Raw genomic sequence first — 21,665 nt, 5'->3', positions numbered from 1 at the left:
GAACCCGGAAGCTAAGGCCTGGCACGGCGATGGTACTGCACCCGACAGAGTGTGGGAGAGTAGCACACCGCCGCAATTTAACTTAACGAAAGCCCCGAACCACGACGGTCCGGGGCTTTCCGCATATCTGTATTCCCGGCAGCGCCATGCACCCCGACCCGCCCGGCCCGCGGACGCCCTCCCCTCAAAGGGGGGAGGGACAGGCCGGACGGTTCCACGGGGCCGCGGCGACATCCGCGGCGGCTCGCCGAAGCTCGCATTGTTTCCCTCCCCCTGTGAGGGGAGGGTGGCGGCGAAGCCGACGGGTGGGGTCCGCCAGACGCGCGTATCCCGACGGCCCCTTATTCCCGCAGCGTTCCCCAGCAGCGGATACAATACACACAAACGCAGCCGACACGAAAGCCCTGCGAACACTTCCACGGGGCTTTCCTCACATCAACGACGCAACGTCGGAACCATCGACCTATCGAACAGTGACCCGGAACGGCGCCGCAGGCAATCCGTTCCCGTTGAACAGCGGAGCCGGTCCCCAGCTGCGCCAGGCGTACCGTACTGCGGTCGCTCGGGTGGCGTCCGCCGCTTGCAGCGTCACCGTGTCATCCGCGACGATAGTGGCTTCGGCCGAGCGGAACCTCCCGTCCTCACCGGCGATCTCGAAACCGGAATCGATGGCCGAACGGTGCGACGGATCGTTGCCGTCCTCCCCGTAGGTACCGGGAACGGTACCGTCGAAACGCAGTCCGTCGGCATGATCGAACCGGACCGTGACCGTCCCGGCCGTCTCCGTGCACGAGGCAACGGCCGGACCATCCACGGCGATATCGTCACGACCGTATACATGATGCAGCGCGCAGTCGGCGAGACGTTCGCCGGGCGTACGCTTGTCGGCCGGATGGATGTTGTCGAACTCGCCGCAGTCGATCGTCGTGATCGTGAACGTATGCGGTACCGTGCGGGCCGCATCCCACTGAGCGTTGCGGATCACCGGCCAATGCAGCGGATCGGCGCCCGCCGCGGCGGTGTTCTTGTCGATCCACTGCGGCAGCTGCACGATCAGGAACGGTAGCGTTGCGTCGTTCCACAGGCCGCGCCACTCGTCGATGATCCTGCCCAGCAGCTCGCGGTAGGAATCGCAGTGGGCCTCGTCCTCCTCGCCCTGATACCACAGAAATCCGGCGATGCCATACGGTGCGACGCGTTCGATCATCGTGCCGTACGGTCCGGTCGGACGGTATTGCGAGGTCGGCGTGACCGGCGGCGGCCACGGGCATTCGCCGTACCGCGCGTTCAGCGTGTCCCAGGTGATGTCCGGTTCGGCCGCGCGTGCCTTGCCGATCGCGTCGTTCCACGCGTCGAATTTCGTTTTCCAGGCGGTCGTTTCGGCTTCGAACTGAGCTTCGGTCTTGCCGGCGATCGCCGCGTCGAATCGTGCGAGATAGCCGCGGCCGGCCTCGCTGGTTTCCAACGTCGCGCGGCTCATCCACGACGTGATCGACGTGCCGCCGATGTAGCAGTCCACGATGCCGATCGGCACGTCCGGTCCGAGCTCGGCGCGCAGTTTCCGGGCGAAATAATAGGCGACGGCGGACATGTATCCGCTGGTATCCGGGCCGCTGACCTGCCAGATCGCATGGTCTTCTGCATCCGTGTCGATCACGCCGGTTTTCGGGGTGTTGTAGAAGCGCAGCAGCGGATCTGCGCTGGCGGCGACCGCCGCGTCCGCACCGGCGCTGTTGCGCAGTTCCAGTTCCATGTTGCTCTGGCCGCCGGCCAGCCACACTTCGCCGACGAACACGCGCAGGTATGTGAGCGTGATGCCGGAACGGTCGCTGACGGTCAGTTCGTACGGTCCGCCCGCTTCGAGCGCGGGCAACGTGACGAGCCAGTCGCCGTGGTCGTCGACGGTCGTGAACGCGCTGACGCTGTCGGATGCGGAGACGGCTGTGCCGGAAGCGGTGCGCGATAGTATCTTAATCGGTTCAGCTGAGCCATTTTGAGACACGCGCACGATCACCGTGCGGCCGGGCTCGCCGGTGCCGAACACCGGGATCGGCCGGTGTCGCTGCAGCACCATGTCATGCGAAAAGATCGCGGCCGGGCGCAATGCCGCCGTGCCGCACGGCTTGTCGACGGTGTCGCCGATGTCGGACGCCAGGCCGGACATGTTCGCGCCCGGTGCCGGTCCGGTCGCGACGGTCTTTGTCTGTGTCGGTTCGCCCATGATCAGTCCTCCCAGATATCGTTGCCCAGCGACTTGATGAACGCGGTGAGTTCGCGGGCCATCTCCTCGTGTTCGGCGACGCGCGGATGACCCGGGGTGGCGGATCCGTTGCGCGTGAACATGAAGTGGTGCGCGACCGTGCGGCCGGTCGTTGTGCCGGTCGTAACATTGGACGTCTGCGCGGCATCCGCTCGGACAGCGTCCGCGTCCGTCGGCTCGATCGGATAACCGAATGCGGCGGTCGGCGGCTCGTCTGCGGTGCCGTTGAACGTGCGCACGGCCTCGTCGATCGCGCGGTCCCACGCCGGGTCATGCATGAGCAGCGTCGTGATGCACACGATCGTCGCCTTCGGATACTGCGCGTGGATCGCGCGCAGGAAATCGACGTACCGGGCGCGCCAGCGCGTGGCCTGCTCGCCGTCGTAATCGTCGGCCATGAAATCGTGCGGATGCGCGTCGTTCTGGCCGATCGCCACGATAGCGACCTGCGGCGTGTACCGCGAGAAGTCCCACGGCTTGGTCTCGCCGAGCGTCGGATTGTATTCGATACGATCCCAGATGCTTTCCTGGCCGATGTAATCCGGTCCGCGGAACCAGCCGATGCCGTCAATCAGCGACGCGCCGCCCTGCGATACGTCGTGCAGCTGCGCGCCGAGATCGCGCGCGACGATCGCATCGTACGAATACCACGCGTTGCTGTATCCGCTCAGGTCGACGTCGGGATCGGCTTTGCCGACGTACAGCGACGCCTCGTTGCGCTCGCCGCAGGACACCGAGTCGCCGAAGACCTCGATGCGACGGGCGGGCGCGGGGTCGAGCGGCGGCATGACGGTCGCGTCGGCGTCGAGTCCGAAACCGAACAGGGTGAAGTAGTTCTGGCCGTCCTGCCGCTTGAACACGATCGCCTCGTGCTCGATATCGGGTAGATGGTCGGCGAGCGTGACCGTGACCGGACCGTAGTCGGGCGCGTGGTCCGGATCGGTGACGCCGGAAGGGACACGTACGGCGGTCTGCACGCCGTCGATGACGACGCCGATCTTGGTATCGCCGTAGTTCCAGTGATTTTCGAGCGTTGCGGTCAGCGACGTGCCGGTGAACCGGAAGGCGGTCTGCGTGTACGGGTACACCCAGACCGGCCTGGTCGGGTCGGCGTCGTCGATGCGGCCCATCGTGCGCAGGGCCGGGTGGTTCGGCGCGATGACGGTGCGCGCGGCGGCGGTGTTCGTGCCGTTGGAATCAGCAGTTGTGGTCATGGCGATCTTCGATGCTCCTCATTGATGTGGAATGATGCCGTTCAGTCGGGTTTTGGCGTGGCGGTCCCGTTGCGGTGGCTGACTATGCAATCCGGTGCCGCGCAACACCTTAACCGGTTAATAAAAATTATGATACACTCATATCGGACGAAGTAAATTACCGGTTGGTCGCTAAAGATGGCGTCCCGCCGGCACGCGGGGCCGCCCCGGACCCGTCGCAACGCCGCACCCACTACAGAAAGGAATACGCCGATGGCACTCTCCAAGGACTTCATGTTCGGCACCGCCACCGCCTCATACCAGATCGAAGGCGCCGCCACCGAAGGCGGACGCTGCCCGTCCATCTGGGACACCTTCTCGCACACGCCCGGCCATACGCTCAACGGCGACACCGGCGACGTGGCCACCGACTCGTACCACCGTTACAAGGAGGACATCGCCCTGCTCAAGGAGCTCGGCGTCGACGCCTACCGCTTCTCCATCGCCATGCCGCGCATCGTGCCCACCGAACTCGGTCCCACCAACGAGGAAGGCCTCGACTTCTACGAGCGCGTCGTCGACGAACTGCTCGCCAACGGCATCAAGCCGTGCGCCACGCTGTACCACTGGGACCTGCCGCAGTATCTCGGTGACAAGGGCGGCTGGCTGAACCGCGACACCGCTTACCGCGTCGCTGACTACACTCAGCGCGTCGCCGAACGTCTCGGCGACCGCGTCGACACCTGGATCACGCTCAACGAGCCGTGGTGCTCCTCCTACCTGAGCTACGGCGGCACCGAACATGCCCCCGGTCTGGGCGGCGGCCCGGCCGCGTTCGCCGCGGTCCACCACCTCAACCTCGCCCACGGACTCATGGTGCAGGCGTTGCGCGGCGAGATCAAGGACGACGCGCGCGTCGCCGTCACCCTCAACCTCCAGTTCAATCGCGGCGACTCGGACGCCGTGCATCGCACCGACCTGGTCGGCAACCGCGTCTTCCTTGACCCGATGCTGCGTGGCTACTATCCGGCCGAACTGTTCGCCGTCACCAAGGGCATCTGCGATTGGAGCTTCGTCAAGGACGGTGACCTCGAACAGATCCACCAACCGCTTGACCTGCTCGGCATCAACTACTACTCGACCGGACTCGTCGCGATGAGCGACCGTCCGCAGTTCCCGCAGTCCACCGAGGCGAGCACGTTCCCCGGCTGCAGTGACATCGACTGGCTGCCGACCCCGGGCGAGCACACCGAAATGGGCTGGAACATCGACCCGAACGGCCTGTACGACATGCTCGTGCGCGTGCACAACGACTATCCGGAACTGCCGCTGTTCATCACCGAGAACGGCATCGCGTGCGCCGACGAGCTCGTCACCGAAACCGATCCCGCGACCGGCGACGCCGTCAAGGCCGTGCACGACGACAAGCGCATCTCCTACCTGACCAAGCACTTCGACGCGGCCCGCCGTGCGATCGAGGCCGGCGTGGACCTGCGTGGCTACTTCGTGTGGTCGATGCTCGACAACTTCGAGTGGGCGTTCGGCTACACCAAGCGCTTCGGCATCACCTACGTGGACTACGAGACGCAGGAGCGCACCCCGAAGGACAGCTTCAAGTGGTACCGCAAGCTCATCGCCTCGCGCGAGCTGCCGGTGCTGTGATGCGCTGATTCGGGAGTGTTTGACGAAAACGCTCGTTCGGTCGACTCTGAGCGAGCGTTTTCCGGTACGACGATCGCACTCGCTCCCTATGGCGCCTTGCGTGGCGGGAATGTCTTATTGCCGCTGCAGATATTCGCGTAGGAACGGCACCGCAAAGTCGACCTCTCCGCGCTCGGTCTCCTTGATGACATAGGCATCGAGCAGCCGTTTCCGATATGTGGCGGCGTAATTATCCGTTTTCCCCATTCGTTCGGCGACGTCGCTTGTCGATGACGGTCCGTCGGATTGGGCCATCGCCTCCAGATATGCTCTGTCGTTGCGAGACAATCCGTGCAGTTCCGGAATGCATACGGCATTGTCGAGATCGATTCGTGCTTCGGCAAGACCGTCGTGAATGTCCTGATCCGACACGATATCCGAGTCCCGCATATCGGCGACATCCCAGATGTGATATCCCACGAGCTGGATCATGTAAGGGTAACCCGATGTCGCCTGCGCCGCCGCATGAAGCTGATCGTCGCTGATGATCATGCCGGATGTCCGGAAGGTGCGTCCGAGCGCATCCTGTACATCATCGATCGGAATATCGGTGAGTACATTGGTTTTCGCTCGACGTAAGAACGTAATGACGTCGTCATTGAACAGGTCCGAGACCATCTGCGGTAGCCCCGCGAACACGATGGCGATATCCCGTCGTTCGCGTATCTGATGTTGAATCGCCGTAGCCAGCGCGATGAGATCGGATCGTTGTGCGGCCTGTGTTTCGTCGATGGAGATCAGCAGCCCGGCGTGACGTTTACCGAGCAGGTCGAGTCGTTCGGACATGGCGTTGCGTAGTGTCTCGGGCATTCGTTTCGGCGACAGTTCGGCTTCGCCCAAGCTGATGCTTGCTCCGCTGAGACTGATTGATGGTCGTATGCTGAGCCGGTCAAGTAGACGGTCTTTGTTGCGAAGTTCGTTGACCAGGCGTTCGCAGAGGCCTTCGGATGCCGTTTCCTCGATGACGTCCCATTTTCTGTCGCGTGCCTTGTCTCCGAAAACCGTCAGCAATACTGTTTTGCCGGTTCCTCGTGGACCGGTGATCAGCATGATTCGCCCTGGTGCCCCTACGCCGTTGTCGAGTCCTTTTTCAAAATCCCGGATGATCTTGGAACGGCCGATGAGCAGTGGAGGCTCCCCTCCTGCCGTGGGTTTGAACGGATTCGCCGTCGCCCGCATAAGGCCTCCTTACATTGAATGCAGCCAAATCAAAAATATCAAAAATATCAAAAATATCAAAAAGGAGTACGTCCGTCGGAGGGGCAGAGGGAACCAGGACGGGCGCGGGGAATCCCGCTATTCCTGCATCTTCTTGAGGCGGTAGAACTTGCCTCGCGCGGCCATGAGCTCGTCGTAGGAGCCTTCCTCGACGGCGCGCCCGTGCTCCATCACCACGATCCGGTCGGCGTTGCGGATCGTGGACAGGCGGTGCGCAACCATGAACGTCGTGCACTGGCCCATCATGTGCTCGATCGCCGCCTGCACCTTCTTTTCCGACGCCGAATCCAGCGCGCTCGTCGCCTCGTCGAAGATGATGATGCGCGGGTGGCGGATCAGCGCCCGCGCGATCGCGATGCGCTGCCGTTGCCCGCCCGACAGCGTCCCGCCATGCTCGCCGAGACGCGTGTCCAGCCCGTCGGGCAGCTCGGCCACCACGTCGTCGAGCCCGACCTCGCGCACCACCCGCTCGACTTCGGCGTCGTCCACGTCGCCCAGCCCGTAGATGATGTTGTCGCGCAGCGTGCCCGAGAACAGGATCGTGTTCTGCGGCACCACGGCGATCTGGCGCCGGTACGCGTCGATGTCCATGTCCTTGAGGTCGATGCCGTCGACCAGCACCGATCCGGCCTGCGGCACGCCGAACCCGATGAGCAGCTTGAGCAGCGTCGACTTGCCCGAACCGGAATCGCCCACGAACGCGAGCGACTGCCCGGCTGGCACCTTCAGCGAGAACCCGTGCAGCACCATCGGGTAATCGGGGCTGTATCGGAAGTCCACGTCGCGGAACTCCACCTCGCCGCGCAGCCTGGCCGGTTCCACGTCACGCGCGTTGCGCTCCACGTCCGTTTCCTGCAGGATCTCGCCGATCGACATCACTGACTCCATGCCTTTGGTGAGCACCGGATACAGGTTGATGAGCGACGAGATCGAGTTGACGATCTGCGCGAAATACGTCTGGAACAGCACCACGTCGCCGATCGGAATACGTCCGTTCAGCGCCAGGTGCGACGTGAACGCGAGGCACCCGAGCTGGAACACCTGAAACACCACCCAGCTCGTCGCGCCGAACAGGCCGTTGACCACGTCGAGCCGCAGGCCAGTGTCGTGGATGTGGTTGAGCCGTTTGCTCATGTGGTCGATCTCGACGTGCTGCAGGCCGTGCGCGCGCGTGACCGGGATCATCTCGATCATCTCGGCGACGGCCGCCTGCGTCTGTTCCATCTGGTAGCGGAAGTCGTGGTTCGACTGTCGGATCGGTTTGCGGAACGCGTAGATCGCGATGACCGCGGCCGGCACCGTCAGCGCGAAGAACAGCAGGACGGTGGGACTGTGCATGGCGGTGACGACGACCGCGATGGCGATGTCGAGCGCGATGATCGGCAGGCTGCGGTACGTCTGGTCGATGAGTACCTCGACGTTTTCGACGTCGCGCATGACCTTCGACAGCAGGCGGCCGGACTGCGTTTCGTTGTGGAACCGGATGGACAGCTGCTGCAGTTTGACGACGAGGCTGCCGCGCAGCTTTCGTTCGATGTTGCGGTTGACGCGGCCGAACTGCAGCGCGACGGTCCAGGTGCTCAGCACGTTCTGCAGGATGAAGACGAGGGCGACGGTGAGGTTGACCCACAGTTCGCTCAGGTCGTGCTGGTCGCGGTAGGTGATGATGTTGATGACGTTGCTGGTGACGATCGGGATGACCCAGCACGGCGACTGCTTGGCGATCAGCGCGAGCGTGGCGATCGCGAGCCGGCCGCCGGAGCCGCGGAAGAAGCTCAGGAGGATGTGGACCGGGTGGCCGGCGTTGCGCCGGTATGCGTTGATGTACTCGGTGAACGACCAGGGGGTGTCCGGCGGGACGGCGGCGGTCCAGGCACCGTCGTCTGTGGTATCGGCAGCGGTGTCGTCCGTGACGTTGTGTTCGTCGGCCTGGCGGCCGGCGGTTGATGATGTCATCGGTGCTCCTCGGCGGGATTCGTTGCGGTGTGCGCGATAACAGGATAGTTGGCGCAACGGAAAACGTAACCGGTTCAGTAAAGTTTCGGCAAGAGTTCAGCCGCGTAAGCACGGAACTGTGCCGATCGGTGGTGCAGACGGTGCGACACGCCGGTGGATGCCGCGATGAAGGCTTATGGCTTCAGTTAAGTTGACGCGTGGCGGCAAGGTGACGAACGCATGATATACCAATGTTTCCAATGATTTGTGACGTTAAGTGCCCGGGCGGCCGGCAGGGGATGTTCGATTATGTGCGACTTTGAGTTAACGCGATTACTTAACCGGTTGACAAAGCGATAAGCCGGGTTTATATTGGGTACCAACAACGCAAAAGCTTCAGTTTTCAAGGGTTTTTGCTTGAATCCGCCGCCGAAGTTCATCGCTGAGCGACGGCGGAATGCAGGGAAAGTAGCTGAAGAGGTTCACCTTCGGTCGCTCTATGGCAAAGGAGACAGGAATGAACGCATTCAAGAGGATCGTGACCGCGGCCACCGCCGCCGTCTGCGTGCTGGGCATGGCGGCCTGCGGCAGCGGCAACGGCGCTTCGTCCGATACCACCGACATGACCTACCCGAGCATCGAGCTCGGCAAGACCAAGACCGACATCAAGGCCACCATCCGCGTCTTCAACCACAAGACCGACATGGCCAACGACAGCTACAACGGCGAATCCTGGAACGAGTACATCGCCGAATTCAACAAGCTGTACCCGAACATCACCGTCAAGGTCGAGACCAGCACCAACTACGCCAGCGACGCGCTCACCCGCCTGCAGGGCGGCGACTGGGGCGACGTGATGATGCTGCCCGCCGTCGACCGCAGCGAATACCCCACCTACTTCCTGCCGTTCGGCTCCCTCGACGACATGCAGAAGGAAGTCCGCTACGCCACCAACAACGCCTACGAGAAGAAGGTCTACGGCATCGCCTCGATGGGCAACGCGCTCGGCGTGGTCTACAACAAGAAGATCTTCCAGGAGGCCGGCGTGACCGAGGTCCCGAAGACCCCGGACGATTTCATCGCCGCCCTCAAGGCCGTCAAGGAGAAGACCAAGGCCATCCCGCTGTACACGAACTACGCGGCCGGCTGGACCATGAGCGCATGGGACTCCTACATCGGCGGCACCGCCACCGGCGACAGCAAGTACATGAACCAGGAACTGCTGCACACCGAAAGCCCGTTCGCGGACCCCGGTGACGGTACCCACGCCTACAACGTCTACAAGGTCCTCTACGACGCGGTCGCCGACGGCCTGATCGAGGACGACTACTCCACCACCGACTGGGAGTCCTCCAAGTCCAAGATGAACAACGGCGAGATCGCCACCATGGTGCTCGGCGCCTGGGCCGTCTCCCAGATCAAGAACGCGGGCGACAACGCCGACGACATCAGCTACATGCCGTTCCCGATCACCGTGGACGGCAAGCAGTACACCACCTCCGCCGCCGACTACGCCTGGTGCATCAACAAGGACTCCTCCGTCACCAACCAGGAGGCCGCGATGATCTTCGTCAAGTGGATGGTCGAGAAGTCCGGCTTCGCGATCAACGAGGGCGGCATCCCGACCGACATCTCCGACGACTCCATGCCCGACATCTACGGCGACGAGTTCAAGGACGTCGACTTCATCGAGGACGAGCCGGCCGTCGACGGCGAGGAGGACCTCTTCAACGACCTCAACTCCGATTCCGAGCTCGCGATCAACGCCGGCGGCAACGCCCGCGTCCAGGCCATCGTCGAGCACGCCGCCAACAAGGACGAGTCCTACGACGACATCGTCAAGGAATGGAACGAGAAGTGGAACGCCGCCCTCAAGACCGAGGACGTGGACGTCAAGTACACCACCGTCGCCAAGTGAGCGGCATCCGCCGATAACCCGCATCATCCACGACAGGCCGCGGGCCCCGCATCGACCCGCGGCCTGTCCGTTTTGCGAACATCGCATCCATCGAAACCCGATCGACATTCTGCTATCAGCATCGTTCTAACTAAGCGAGGAATCATGACTTCAGCGACTGCGACTTACACGCAGGAGGGCGCTGTGCGGGAGAACAAGAAGCCGCGCGACTGGCGCAAGGGCCTCATCATCGTCGCGTTCTGCGCGATTCCGCTCGCGCTCCTGGTGTTCTTCACGTACGTCCCGTTCATCCAGATGGCCGGCTACAGCTTCTACAAGATGAAGTACATCGGCACCCCGAAGTGGGTCGGCCTCGACAACTACATCCAGGTGTTCACGCGTGACGACACGCTGTCCTCGCTCAAGATCAGCCTCTACTACATCATCGGCTCGCTGATCCAGCTCGCGCTCGCCCTGTACATGGCCACCGTGCTGAGCTTCAAGGTCAAGCTCGGCAACCTCTTCAAGGGCATCTACTTCTTCCCGTACCTCATCAACGGCATCGCGGTCGGCTTCATCTTCAAGTTCTTCTACACCCGCGGCTACATCTTCGACTCCGTGCTCCAGCTGTGCGGCTTCGATCTCAACAACCTGCCGTACTGGCTCAAGGACCAGTCCATCAACAACTGGTCGCTCGTCGGCGCCTCCCTGTGGCGCTACATCGGCCAGAGCGTGATCCTGTTCATCGGCGCGATCATGTCGATCGACAAGTCGCTGTACGAGGCGGCCGAAATCGACGGCGCGAACAAGTGGCAGCAGTTCAGGCACATCATCCTGCCGGGCATCAAGACCATCCTCGTGCTCAACGTGATCCTGTCGATCACCGGTTCGCTGTCCGTCTTCGAGATCCCGTACGTGGTCACCTCCGGCGCGAACGGCACCGCCAGCTACTTTGTCCTCATGGATCAGCTCGCGCACACCAGCCAGAAGGTCGGCCTCGCCTCGGCCATGGCGATCGTGCTGCTCGCGATCATCCTCATCATGGCGCTGCTGCAGCAGCTGTTCTTCAAGTTCGTGTTCCGCGACGCGGACGACGGCGTCGCCAAGGCCCGCAAGCAGGCGGCCAAGGCCGACCGCAAGCGTCGCAAGATGGCCGTGAAGACGGCCCCGATCTTCCGTAACGGTTCCAAGGAAAAGGCGGTGGCGTGATGTCAAGCGCAACGGTGCAGGCCAAGCCGGTGAGCGGCGTGAGCTTCTGGTACAAGTTCAAGGTCAACCTCATGACGTTCCTGAAGTACTTCAGCCTCGTCTTCCTGGCCTTCTGGTTCATCCTGCCGGTCGTGAGCTGCTTCGTGACCGCCGCGAAGACCGACTCGGAATACCAGTCCACCAGCGTCATGCAGATGCCCGGCAACTGGCTAAACTTCGAGAACTACGTCAAGGCGTTCCAGCTGTCGAACATGGGCGTCGCGTTCCGCAACTCCGCGATCGTGCTGGTCGTCGTGCTGTTCGTCACCACGATCATCGGCACCCAGCTCGCGTACGTGCTCTCCCGCTTCCAGTTCCCCGGCAACACGCTGATCCGCGGCCTGTTCACCATGGCGGCCCTGCTGCCCGGCATCGCGATGCAAGTCGCCCTGTACAAGATGATGGTGAACATCCACGCCGTCAACACGATGTGGGGCTACATCCTCATGATGTGCGGCACCGACGTCATCTCCATCTACGTGTTCATCCAGTTCTTCGAGAACATCCCGGTCTCGCTCGACGAATCCGCGATCGTGGACGGCGCCTCCTACTTCACCGTCTACTCGCGCATCCTGCTGCCGCTGCTCAAGCCGGCCATCGTGACCTGCATGATCCTCAAGGGTGTGGGCGTGTACAACGAGTACTATGCCGCGAACCTCTACCTGCAGAACGCGAACCTGAAGACGGTCGCCATCGCGCTGTACTCCTTCACCGGCCCGCAGGGCAGCAAGTACAACCTGATCTGCGCCGGCGTGATCATCACGCTGCTGCCGATGCTGATCCTGTTCCTCGTCTTCCAGAAGCAGATCTACAACGGCATCGCGGCGGGCGCCGTCAAGGAGTGACGGCCGCCGACGGGGCTCCCTCGCAAACGGGGAGCCCTCCGGCATATCAATCGCATACAATTCAAGCAACCAGGCCGCTGCCGGCGCCCCGCCCCGCCGGCGAGCGGCCCATACCGACCACAAGGACGTTCATCATGACCCACACCCCAGAAACCTTCCGTTCCCTCACGCAGGGCTGGACGGTCCGCGCGCTCAACCCGCAGGTCGCCCCGGCCGAAGTCCGCGACGCGATCGCCGCCGGCATCCCGGCCACCGTGCCCGGCGAGGTCACGCTCGACCTGCTCCGCGCCGGTCTCATCGACGAGCCGTTCGACGGCGACAACGAGAACCGTCAGCAGTGGATCGGCGACGTCGACTGGCAGTTCGAGACCACGTTCGAATGGCATGCGGACGGCAAGACCCGCCACGACCTCGTCGCGTACGGCCTCGACACCGTCGCCACCGTCGCGATCAACGGCCAGCTCGTCGGCTACGCGCAGAATTACCACCGCTCCTACCGCTGGGACGCGCTCGGCCAGCTGCGTGACGGCGAGAACACGCTGACCGTCACCTTCGCGTCGTCCGTGCGCGAATCCGACCGCCGCGAACGCGAACTCGGCTACTATCCGCACACCGAGCACCACGCGTTCAACCAGCTGCGCAAGCCCAGCTATCAGTTCGGCTGGGACTGGGGCATCGACGTCGCGAACGCCGGCATGTGGCGCGAGATCGGCATCGACTCGTGGTCCGGCGTGCGGTTCAAGGCCGTGCGCCCGCTCGTCGACGTGCGCGCCGACGGTTCCGGCGTGCTCACGACCACCGTCGAGATCGAACGCGAGGGCGAAGGCCGCGTGATGACCTCGGCCGACGCGCACGTGCAGCAGAAACCGGTGCCGGTGAGCGTGACCGTGGCCGGGTTCGGCGCGGACGTGACCGTGACCGGCGAGGTCGAGTACGGCCGTGACACCGCGACGCTGACCGCCGTCGTGCCGGACGTGCGCCGCTGGTGGCCGCTCGGCTACGGCGAGCAGCCGCTGTACGACGTAACCGTCACGTCTGCCGTCGCGTCCGACGCCGTCGTGCCGGACGCGAAGTGGACCGGCCGCGTCGGCTTCCGCACCGTCCACGTCGACACGCGCGCCGACGAGATCGGCCGCCCGTTCCAGATCTACGTCAACGACGTGCCGGTGCACGCGCGCGGCTACAACTGGGTGCCGATCGACGCGTTCCTGTCGCGCGGCGACAAGGCGTTCTACGCGGCGCGATTCAAGGATCTCGTCGAATCCAACTCGAACATGGTGCGCGCCTGGGGCGGCAGCATCTACGAATCCGACGAGTTCTACGACCTGGCCGACGAGCTGGGCGTCATGGTCTGGCAGGACTTCATGCTCGCCTGCGCCGCCTATCCGGAGGACGCCGGCACCAAGGCCGAGATCGAGGCCGAGGCGCGCGAGCACATCACCCGTCTCGCCCCGCACCCGAGCCTGACCGTGTGGAACGGCTCGAACGAGAACTACGTCGCCTACTCCGAGTGGGGCGGCTTCAAGCAGGCCCTGCGCGACGACGACAAGCCGGCCAACGAGTACGGCTACGGCGAAAAGGGCTGGGGCGACTACTACTACGCCGACCTGTTCCCGAAGCTGCTCGCCGAGCTTGACCCGACGCACGTCTATCTGCCGAGCTCGCCGATGAGCTTCACCAAGTTCGTCGACGCGAACAAGGACGTCGACGGCACCATGCACATCTGGGATGTGTGGAACCGCGTCGACTACCGCAAGTACGCCGACTACACGCCGCGCTTCGCCGACGAGTTCGGCTACCAGGCGCCGCCGGCGTTCAGCACGCTCACCCGCGTCGTACACGACGAGAAGCTCGAGCCGTTCGGCAAGCAGATGCTCGTGCACCAGAAGGCCATGGGCGGCAACATCAAGCTGGCCCGCGGCATGCGTTCGCACCTGACGCCGGGCAACATCAACGACGTGAGCTACGGCGGCGTGGTCAACGGCAAGCCGTCCGATGGCGAGCACAGCTGGCTTATCCCGACCGACGAGTGGGCGTCGATCGAGGACTGGCATTGGGCGTGCCAGCTGCAGCAGGCGCAGGCGCTCCGCTTCGGAGTCGAGCATATGCGTTCGCTCGAGCCGGTCAACGCGGGCGCGCTGATCTGGCAGCTCAACGACGACTGGCCGGTCGTCTCGTGGGCGGCCGTCGACTACTACGGCCACCGCAAGCCCCTGTGGTACGCGTCGCGCGACTTCTTCGCGCCTCGCTTCGCCACGATCCAGCCGCGCACGAGCGAGCAGTACCGCGAGGAGCACAGCTGGGAGGGCGTGCCGACCGCGACCGATCACCTGGCGCTCGTCGTGGCGAACGACACGCTTTCGGCGTGGACGGGAACGTGGACGGTGGAACGCCGCGACCTCGCCGGCACGGTGCTCGCGTCGCAGGTCTTCGACGTCGCGTTCGAGGCCGGCAAGCCGGGCCATGTGACGCTCGCGCTCGACGAGACGGTCGCGACGTTCGATGATCCGAACGGCGAGATCCTCGTCGCGACGCCGGCTGCCGCTGCGGCTGACGGTGATTGCGACGGCGAGTTCGCCCGCGCGATCTACAACCCGGCCGACGTGATCGACCAGAACCTCGACCGCGAGCCGATCGAGGCGACCGTCACGGCCGCCGGCGACGGCTACGACCTGACCGTCACCGCGAAGGCCTACGCGCGCGACGTGTTCTGCATGGTCGACAAGGTCGATCAGACCGCGACAATCGATGGCGGACTGGTCACGCTGCTGCCGGGAGAGTCGGTGACGTGGCACGTCACGGCCGCCGTCGGACTCGATCCTGCCGCGTTCGCCGCGCCGAACGTGCTGCGTACCGCCAACGACCTCAAGCGGTAAAGTACGCGGTATGTCGCCGGTAGAATGAATACCGGCTTATCCGTGGTGCCGGCCCTGGTCTTGGACCGGCACCACGGCCCCGAAGTGACAGAGGACTTCACCAAGGAAGGAGTAAGGAAACCATGCTGAAGTCAAAGGTGACTATTTCCGACGTGGCCAAAGCGGCCGGCGTCTCCAGCAGCGCGGTTTCCTACGCGCTCAACGACAAGCCCGGCGTCTCCGCCGCCACGCGCGACAAGGTGCTCAAGGTCGCCGACAAGATGGGCTGGAAGCCCAACAGTGCGGCCAAGGCGCTGTCCAACGCCAGCACCCAGTCGATCGGACTGGTGCTCACCTACGACACGCACGTGCTGTCCGTCGAAACCTACACGATGGAGCTCATCGCCGGCCTGACCGCGGAACTTGAGGCCGAAGGCTATTCGCTGCTCGTGCGCTCCTCGCACAGCCAGCAGTCCGAAATGGACGTGCTCAAGGAATGGATCGCCACCGGCGCGGTCGACGGCGTGCTGCTCATGAACATCGAACTGGGCGATCCGCGCGTCGAACTGTTCGCGGAACACCCCGAAATGCCCGTGCTGCTGCTGTGCGACAGTACGATGGCCGGCGGACTGGCCAGCCTCGCCGACGACGAACAGGGCGCCGCGCACCTGCTCGTCGACTACTGCCACGAACTCGGCCACCAGCGCATCGCGCGCATCGCCGGCCCCGAACGGTACGGCCACACGTTCATCCGCGACAACGCGTTTATGGAGGAAACCGCCGAACTGGACGTGCAGTACAGCTGCTTCCACACCAACTATTCGCCTGCGGAAGGCCAGCGCTGCACCGAACGCCTGCTGTCGCTGTCCAAGCCGCCGACCGCGATCATCTACGACAACGACGTGATGGCGCTCGCCGCCGTAAAGGCCGCCAACGCCATGGGCGTCTCCGTGCCCGACCGGCTGTCGATCATCTCGTGGGACGATTCGTTCCTGTGCTCCGTCAGCGCGCCGAGCATCACCGCGCTCAGCCGCGACGTCGTGACGCACGGCAAGCGCGCCGCGCGCATGCTGCTCGACCTCATCGACGGCAAGCAGGTCGACTCCTATACCGAAGAGGCCAGCGAACTCGTCTTCCGCGAGTCCAGCGGTCCGCTCGTCGGGTAGGGTTTGCGGGCTGGTCCAGATGGGCCGGGGTGTCTGCCGCGGACGAACGGGCCGTTTGCGATCGTGCGTGTCGCCTACCGCTTGCTGACATAGCGCGTGGCCCGTCCGGCGCCGATTTTGGTGATCTCTCCCGCGTCGAGCATGCGCTTCAGCGTTCGCTCGACGGTGGAGACGCTGATGTCGGGCAGTTGCGCGAGCACATCCGCCTTTGACATCGGGGACAGCGTTCGCTCGAACAGTGCGGCGATCCGGCGTTCGCTCGACGGCTTGGTCGTTGCGGTTCCTGGGTGTCCGTCGGTTCCGGCGCCGGTCGGCGTGATCAGTTGGCCGATCCGTTCGTCGAACTCCCGGTATGCGGTCAGTATCGTGCCGAGCAGGTATTGCGCGAACGGCGCGTAGTCGTTGACACTGTCGTTCCACCCGCGCGTACTGGCGGCGAGGGCGTCGTAGTACGTGTCTTTCGTCTGCTCGATGATGTGCTCGATGCTGATGTACTTGCCGATTTCAAAACCGTTGCGGTACATCAGCAACAATGTGAGCAGGCGGCTCATGCGTCCGTTGCCGTCGTTGAACGGGTGGATGCAGGTGAAATCGAACGTGAACATGGCGATCGCTAGCAGCGGGTCCACATGTTCGTTCCCGACCGCCTCATTGAACGCGTCGCAGGCCCGGGTGATGAGCTCCGGCGTCATGAGCGCGGACGGCGGGGCGAAACGGACCGTTTGCGTGCCGTCGGTACTCCGTTCCACGATGACGTTGTCGCTGTCCTTGAATCGTCCTCCGAACGCCAGCGGGGTATGTCGGAACAGGTCGCGATGCAGCTGCAGGATGACGTTCGGCGTCAGCGGGATGTAGTCGTGGTTGTCGTGGATCAGGGCCAGCACATCACGGTATCCTGCGATCTCCTCCTCGTCCCGGTTGCGTGGCGTGACGGTCTTGAGCATCAATGCGTTGAGACGGCGGTCGCTGGTGGCGATGCCTTCGATGCGGTTCGATGCGTCGGTGCTTTGGATGCGCGCGACGTCCACCAAGGTGCGTACCGCTTCGGGACGCATGTCGATCTGGACGTTCTGACGTCCTTTTGCCTCGTGAATGGTGGTGAGCAGACGGGCGATATGCGGGGTGAGCAGCGATTCCGCGGCGCACGCATAGTCGAATTGGTGCATGGAATGTACTGCTCGCTTTCTGCCTCACGACGAGTTTTTCTGCATCAAAGTGTATCAAAATGAGGCAGAAAACGTTCGGTGATGCAGAAAAATGAGGCAGAAAAGACGGAGGTAGGGTTGGCAGCGACTATTCTTCTGACTCTGACGTCGGCGTCTCCACGTCGGGATCGGCCGGCAGGGCGATGATGCCGGCGCGCAGCATCAGGTAGACGGTGATCCACGCGCTCGCGGCCGTGAACAGCAGCCCCCAGAAGAACGTGACGAACGCGAATCCGCCAGGTACGAACACGGCGATCACGACCGGCAGCAGGTTGAGTACGAGCACGATCAGCGCGGTCAGCGGATGGGCGAGGGCCACGCGGAACGACTGCGCGATCTGCTCGCCCACGCCGAGCTTTGACCTCGACGTGACCGGGAACGCGAATCCGGCGCCGGCCAATACGATCAGCGCGAGGGCGACGGTGATCCCGTATCCGAGCGACGCCATCGTCGTGTCCGCGACCTGCTTGGTCAGATACCACAGGTCGAACGTGCCCAGCGCGATGAACGCGGCGGCGATCAGCTCCAACGCGAGCGAGACGCCGAACCGTCGCGTGAACGCGCGGCCGAACCGGCGGATCACATGGCCGTCGCGGCCTTCGTGCAACGCGCGCACGACCTCGAACATCGCCGCGGTGGACGCGCCGATCGTCACCACGGGCAGACAGCAGACCAGCCAGGCGACGTTGATCATCGCGAGATCGCCCACGCGGGACATGAAGTCGTTGAACGGATTGTCCTGATCGAAGATGCGCATGATGCCTGCCTTTCGTATGCGGTTGCCGCCGTCGGTTGCCGTCGTCGGTTGCGTCTGTCACCGGTCGCGGTCGGTGAGGTATGCGATGAAGCGTTGCGCGTTGTCGCCGTTGGGGGAGTCCAGGACGAACCCGGCCAGCGCGTCCTTGTCGGCGGACCCCAGTGCGCTCCATCGCGGCGCATCCGCCAGTGCGAGCCCGTACGGCGCGCTCGCCCCCTTGCCGGAACCGTCGTAGTCGATGTCGGTGTCTTTCGAATCGTCGTAGCCGGCGAACGTCGTGAACGCATCCTTCAGTTCCGTGCGCAGCGGGTCGTCAAGCGCTTTCGTCAGCGGTCGGAAATAGCCGAAGCCGGCGAGCTGTTCGAAGTCGGACGGCGACGCGATGATCATGTCGATCTCGTGGGCGGACAGCAGCGTCTGCAGCTTGCTCAGACTGGCGCTGTCGTTCAGGTCGTAGCCGGTGTCGACGCGCACACCGCCCTTGCGTCCCTCGGGGAGCTTAAGCGCTTGAGCCACATTGGTCTGCAAGGCCGCCGCGTCCTGATCGCCGAGCGCGCCCTGCATTACGGCGACGGTCAGTTGCGGCGCGGCCTGCGGCGTGAGGATCTGCACGGCCAGATAGATGACGATGGCGACGGCCGCGACGATCGCCGCCGTTCTGGCGAGCAGTTCGTCGCGGAAATACGGCCATTTGCGCTCCGGCGGCAATGCCGCGAGGATGGCGAGACGCGACTTGCCGCGGTAGGCGATGTCGCCGGACAGTGCGTCGATGGCGTCGGCCTGCTCGTCGCTGATGGCGCCGCCTCCGCGCGGGTGAGGCCGGTCGCGGCCGTCGTCGTGCTGCTGAGAAGCCATGTGGTGCATCCTTGCCGTTGCTCAAAATCGTAAGTGAACGCCTTCAGTATAGCGCACAAACCGTGTGTTGCTTAACCGATTAAGATATACTGGGGTCGACGATAGAGTTCTGCCGACGGAACCGTCGTGCTCGGATCGCGGAAGACGGGCATGACGGACGACCCGATCGGCAGCGATCCAACGAAGGAGCGACGATGAAGTTCACTGACGGCTACTGGTGCGTCCGCCCGCATGTGCAGCGCGCGGCCAGCGAGGAAACCTACCGCATCACGACCACCGCATACGGCGACGGCCCGGCGTCGTCGGCGCTGCGCGCGCTGGTGCCGAGCACGCGGATCGCTTCGATCGGCCACACCATGAACCTCGCCTCGTTCACCATCACCGTCTCCTCGCCGATGGAGGGCGTGGCCCGCGTCAACATCGAACGCTGGCGTGGCGAATCGGTCGGACAGGGCTTCCCGATCGTCCCCGGCGACGAAGCCTCGGTCGGCGAGGCATCCATCGACGAGACGACCGGCGACGGCACGCTGACCGCCGGCGATCTCAAGGTCGCCATCGCCAAGGGAGCTCCGTTCGCGATGAGCTTCCTCGGACTCGACCCGGCCAGCGGCGACGAAACGCCGCTCACTGCGGCGAACGGCCGTGCGATCGCCCACTTCACGCTCGACGCGAACGCGCCCGTCGCCAGCGAACCGGTCGGCGAATTCGGCGCCAGCGAAACCGGTCTCGCCGCCGACGAGTCCGACCGGTACATGCGCGTCCAGCTGGGTCTCGGCGTCGGCGAAAACGTCTACGGCTTCGGCGAGCATTTCGGCCCGTTCGTCAAGAACGGCCAGACCGTTGACATCTGGAACGCGGACGGTGGCACGCAAAGCGAGCAGGGCTACAAGAACATCCCGTTCTACCTGACCAACCGCGGCTACGGCGTGCTCGTCAACCATCGTGGCCACGTCTCGTTCGAGGTCGGCACCGAAAACGCCGCGGCCGTGCAGTTCTCCGTGCCTGGTGAATCGGTTGAGTTCTTCGTCATCCGCGGGCGGAGCCCCAAGGAGATCCTCGACCGCTACACCGCGCTCACCGGTCGCCCGCCGATCGTGCCGGAATGGAGCTACGGCCTGTGGCTGTCCACCTCGTTCACCACGGATTACGACGAGGCGACCGTCTCCGAGATGGTCAGCCGCATGCGCGACCTCGACATCCCGCTGAACGCCTTCCACTACGACTGCTTCTGGATGAAGCCGTTCCAGCTGTGCGACTTCACCTGGGACGAGGACCAGTTCCCGAACCCCGAAGCCATGCTCAAGCGCTTCCACGACGAATTCGGCCTGCACATCTGCGTGTGGACGAACCCGTACATCGGCCAGGAATCCGCCGTCTACGACGAGGCCGCGGCGGCCGGCTACCTGCTCAAGCGCACCGACGGCAAGGTCTGGCGCACCGACATGTGGGAATCCGGCATGGGCATCATCGACGTGACCAACCCGGCCGCGCGCGAATGGTTCAAAGGCAAGATCAAGGGCCTGCTGCGGCAGGGCGTCGATGCGATCAAGACCGACTTCGGCGAACGCATCCCGTCGCGCGGCGTCGTCTGGCATGACGGCACCGATCCGGCGCTCATGCACAACTGGTTCACGCAGCTGTACAACCAGGCCGTGTTCGAGGCGATCGAGGAGGAGCGCGGCACCGGCGAGGCGGTGCTGTATGCGCGTTCGGCGACGGTCGGCGGGCAGATGCAGCCCGTGCACTGGGGCGGCGACTGCGAATCCACGTTCGAGGCGATGGCGCAGAGCCTGCGCGGCGGACTGTCTCTGCTGAGCTCCGGATTCGGCTACTGGAGCCACGACATCGGCGGCTTCGAGGACACCGTGCCCGATTCCGATGTGTACAAGCGCTGGGTGGCGTTCGGCCTGCTCAGCTCGCATTCGCGTCTGCACGGCTCGCGCCTGTATCGCGTGCCGTGGCTGTTCGACGACTGGGACCGCGAGCACGGCCGTGAGATTCCGGAGGGGCAGAGCGCGGTCGAGGTGCTGCGCGAGTTCACAAAGCTCAAGCAGCGCCTGCTGCCGTACCTCGTGCGCTTCGGCGAGGAGGCGCACGAGCACGGCACGCCGATCATGCGTCCGATGTTCATGGAGTTCCCCGATGATCCGGCCGCATGGCAGCTCGACCGCCAATACATGTTCGGCCCCGACCTGCTGGTCGCTCCTGTGTTCTCGCGCGCGGGCGACGTGGAATACTACCTGCCGGCGGGCAAGTGGACGAACTGGTTCACCGGCGAGACGGTCGAGCTCGCGGCCGGCGCGTGGCGGCGCGAATCGCACGTCGGCTACGACTACGTGCCGTTGTGGATCCGCGGCGACGCCAGGTTCTGAGCGGGACGGTTGCGGCCGGTGGCACTCAGGGCCGAGAACATGGACGTCAGGTACGACACGGTCAAGCAGTGACCCGACCGGTCTGATTCCCGGCAATGGGATGTGCGGCATGACGTGAGTGGCGTCGTGCCGCATGTTTCATGTGAAACAACACGAAA

Annotated in this window: 14 protein-coding genes; 7 read left to right on the top strand and 7 right to left on the bottom strand. The window is 64.1% G+C overall.

Translation table 11 applies throughout. From position 1 onward, the window contains the following. Positions 1-463: 463 nt before the first annotated feature. Together GFD25_RS08150 and GFD25_RS08145 are read right to left on the bottom strand one after the other, a co-directional pair. Positions 464-2,221, bottom strand: a complete 1,758-nt coding sequence (locus GFD25_RS08150; protein WP_163231728.1) for a sialate O-acetylesterase — start codon at positions 2,219-2,221, stop codon at positions 464-466. A 2-nt stretch (positions 2,222-2,223) separates the two neighbouring features. Then, entirely contained in the window at positions 2,224-3,390 is a 1,167-nt protein-coding gene (locus tag GFD25_RS08145; protein WP_239512492.1) for a GDSL-type esterase/lipase family protein, read from the bottom strand. Positions 3,391-3,726: 336 nt separating this feature from the next. Between GFD25_RS08145 and GFD25_RS08140 the strand changes: the two genes are divergently transcribed. Beyond that, on the top strand, positions 3,727-5,115 hold the full coding sequence (locus GFD25_RS08140) for a GH1 family beta-glucosidase (protein ID WP_163231724.1): 1,389 nt from the start codon (positions 3,727-3,729) through the stop codon (positions 5,113-5,115). Positions 5,116-5,229: 114 nt separating this feature from the next. Here the strand turns inward: GFD25_RS08140 and GFD25_RS08135 are convergent, their stop codons facing one another. Together GFD25_RS08135 and GFD25_RS08130 are read right to left on the bottom strand one after the other, a co-directional pair. Continuing rightward, positions 5,230-6,333, bottom strand: coding sequence for an AAA family ATPase (locus GFD25_RS08135; protein ID WP_163231717.1), 1,104 nt, complete (start codon positions 6,331-6,333; stop codon positions 5,230-5,232). A gap of 117 nt (positions 6,334-6,450) precedes the next feature. After that, positions 6,451-8,328 (bottom strand): ABC transporter ATP-binding protein, encoded by a 1,878-nt coding sequence (locus GFD25_RS08130; RefSeq protein WP_163231715.1) that lies wholly within the window; start codon positions 8,326-8,328, stop codon positions 6,451-6,453. Positions 8,329-8,824: 496 nt separating this feature from the next. On the opposite strand from GFD25_RS08130, the gene GFD25_RS08125 reads away from it, so the two are divergent. From GFD25_RS08125 to GFD25_RS08105, 5 genes are all read left to right on the top strand, one after another. Continuing rightward, the gene (locus tag GFD25_RS08125) at positions 8,825-10,225 is read left to right on the top strand and encodes an ABC transporter substrate-binding protein (protein WP_163231713.1); all 1,401 of its coding nucleotides are present in this window, start codon (positions 8,825-8,827) and stop codon (positions 10,223-10,225) included. A 144-nt stretch (positions 10,226-10,369) separates the two neighbouring features. Beyond that, entirely contained in the window at positions 10,370-11,413 is a 1,044-nt protein-coding gene (locus GFD25_RS08120) for a carbohydrate ABC transporter permease (RefSeq protein WP_163231710.1), read from the top strand. Beyond that, positions 11,413-12,297 carry a carbohydrate ABC transporter permease gene (locus GFD25_RS08115; RefSeq protein ID WP_163231708.1) on the top strand — a complete coding sequence of 295 codons (885 nt, stop codon included), beginning with the start codon at positions 11,413-11,415 and terminating at the stop codon, positions 12,295-12,297. The genes GFD25_RS08120 and GFD25_RS08115 overlap by 1 nt, the downstream gene beginning before the upstream one ends. 134 nt (positions 12,298-12,431) lie before the next feature. Next, complete coding sequence (locus GFD25_RS08110) at positions 12,432-15,173, top strand: glycoside hydrolase family 2 protein (protein ID WP_163231706.1); 2,742 nt, start codon at positions 12,432-12,434, stop codon at positions 15,171-15,173. A gap of 122 nt (positions 15,174-15,295) precedes the next feature. Beyond that, positions 15,296-16,318, top strand: coding sequence for a LacI family DNA-binding transcriptional regulator (locus tag GFD25_RS08105; protein ID WP_163231703.1), 1,023 nt, complete (start codon positions 15,296-15,298; stop codon positions 16,316-16,318). A 74-nt stretch (positions 16,319-16,392) separates the two neighbouring features. Here GFD25_RS08105 and GFD25_RS08100 read toward each other — a convergent pair whose 3' ends face one another. The 3 genes from GFD25_RS08100 to GFD25_RS08090 form a co-directional block, all read right to left on the bottom strand. Beyond that, positions 16,393-17,484 carry a Fic family protein gene (locus GFD25_RS08100; protein ID WP_163231701.1) on the bottom strand — a complete coding sequence of 364 codons (1,092 nt, stop codon included), beginning with the start codon at positions 17,482-17,484 and terminating at the stop codon, positions 16,393-16,395. Positions 17,485-17,611: 127 nt separating this feature from the next. After that, the gene (locus GFD25_RS08095; protein WP_163231699.1) at positions 17,612-18,280 is read right to left on the bottom strand and encodes a YesL family protein; all 669 of its coding nucleotides are present in this window, start codon (positions 18,278-18,280) and stop codon (positions 17,612-17,614) included. Positions 18,281-18,337: 57 nt separating this feature from the next. Then, positions 18,338-19,135: a hypothetical protein gene (locus GFD25_RS08090; protein WP_163231697.1), complete on the bottom strand. Its 798-nt coding sequence runs from the start codon at positions 19,133-19,135 to the stop codon at positions 18,338-18,340. Between the two features lie 194 nt (positions 19,136-19,329). On the opposite strand from GFD25_RS08090, the gene yicI reads away from it, so the two are divergent. After that, entirely contained in the window at positions 19,330-21,507 is a 2,178-nt protein-coding gene (gene yicI, locus GFD25_RS08085; protein ID WP_163231695.1) for an alpha-xylosidase, read from the top strand. The last annotated feature ends 158 nt before the right edge of the window (positions 21,508-21,665 follow it).

Source organism: Bifidobacterium aerophilum (assembly GCF_010667685.1).
GTDB classification, from domain to species: Bacteria; Actinomycetota; Actinomycetes; order Actinomycetales; family Bifidobacteriaceae; genus Bifidobacterium; species Bifidobacterium aerophilum.
The sequence above is the reverse complement of the archived record's forward strand: the minus strand, read 5'-3'. Positions and strand labels throughout refer to the sequence as shown.

What these genes read in the sequence shown, in the direction of transcription:
- GFD25_RS08110 (WP_163231706.1), top strand. Translation starts at nt 12,432, where the DNA reads ATGACCCACACCCCAGAAACCTTCCGTTCCCTCACGCAGGGCTGGACG.
- GFD25_RS08130 (WP_163231715.1), bottom strand. Translation starts at nt 8,328, where the DNA reads ATGACATCATCAACCGCCGGCCGCCAGGCCGACGAACACAACGTCACG.
- GFD25_RS08125 (WP_163231713.1), top strand. Translation starts at nt 8,825, where the DNA reads ATGAACGCATTCAAGAGGATCGTGACCGCGGCCACCGCCGCCGTCTGC.
- GFD25_RS08100 (WP_163231701.1), bottom strand. Translation starts at nt 17,484, where the DNA reads ATGCACCAATTCGACTATGCGTGCGCCGCGGAATCGCTGCTCACCCCG.
- yicI (WP_163231695.1), top strand. Translation starts at nt 19,330, where the DNA reads ATGAAGTTCACTGACGGCTACTGGTGCGTCCGCCCGCATGTGCAGCGC.
- GFD25_RS08115 (WP_163231708.1), top strand. Translation starts at nt 11,413, where the DNA reads ATGTCAAGCGCAACGGTGCAGGCCAAGCCGGTGAGCGGCGTGAGCTTC.
- GFD25_RS08135 (WP_163231717.1), bottom strand. Translation starts at nt 6,333, where the DNA reads ATGCGGGCGACGGCGAATCCGTTCAAACCCACGGCAGGAGGGGAGCCT.
- GFD25_RS08120 (WP_163231710.1), top strand. Translation starts at nt 10,370, where the DNA reads ATGACTTCAGCGACTGCGACTTACACGCAGGAGGGCGCTGTGCGGGAG.
- GFD25_RS08140 (WP_163231724.1), top strand. Translation starts at nt 3,727, where the DNA reads ATGGCACTCTCCAAGGACTTCATGTTCGGCACCGCCACCGCCTCATAC.
- GFD25_RS08145 (WP_239512492.1), bottom strand. Translation starts at nt 3,390, where the DNA reads ATGGGCCGCATCGACGACGCCGACCCGACCAGGCCGGTCTGGGTGTAC.
- GFD25_RS08090 (WP_163231697.1), bottom strand. Translation starts at nt 19,135, where the DNA reads ATGGCTTCTCAGCAGCACGACGACGGCCGCGACCGGCCTCACCCGCGC.
- GFD25_RS08095 (WP_163231699.1), bottom strand. Translation starts at nt 18,280, where the DNA reads ATGCGCATCTTCGATCAGGACAATCCGTTCAACGACTTCATGTCCCGC.
- GFD25_RS08150 (WP_163231728.1), bottom strand. Translation starts at nt 2,221, where the DNA reads ATGGGCGAACCGACACAGACAAAGACCGTCGCGACCGGACCGGCACCG.
- GFD25_RS08105 (WP_163231703.1), top strand. Translation starts at nt 15,296, where the DNA reads ATGCTGAAGTCAAAGGTGACTATTTCCGACGTGGCCAAAGCGGCCGGC.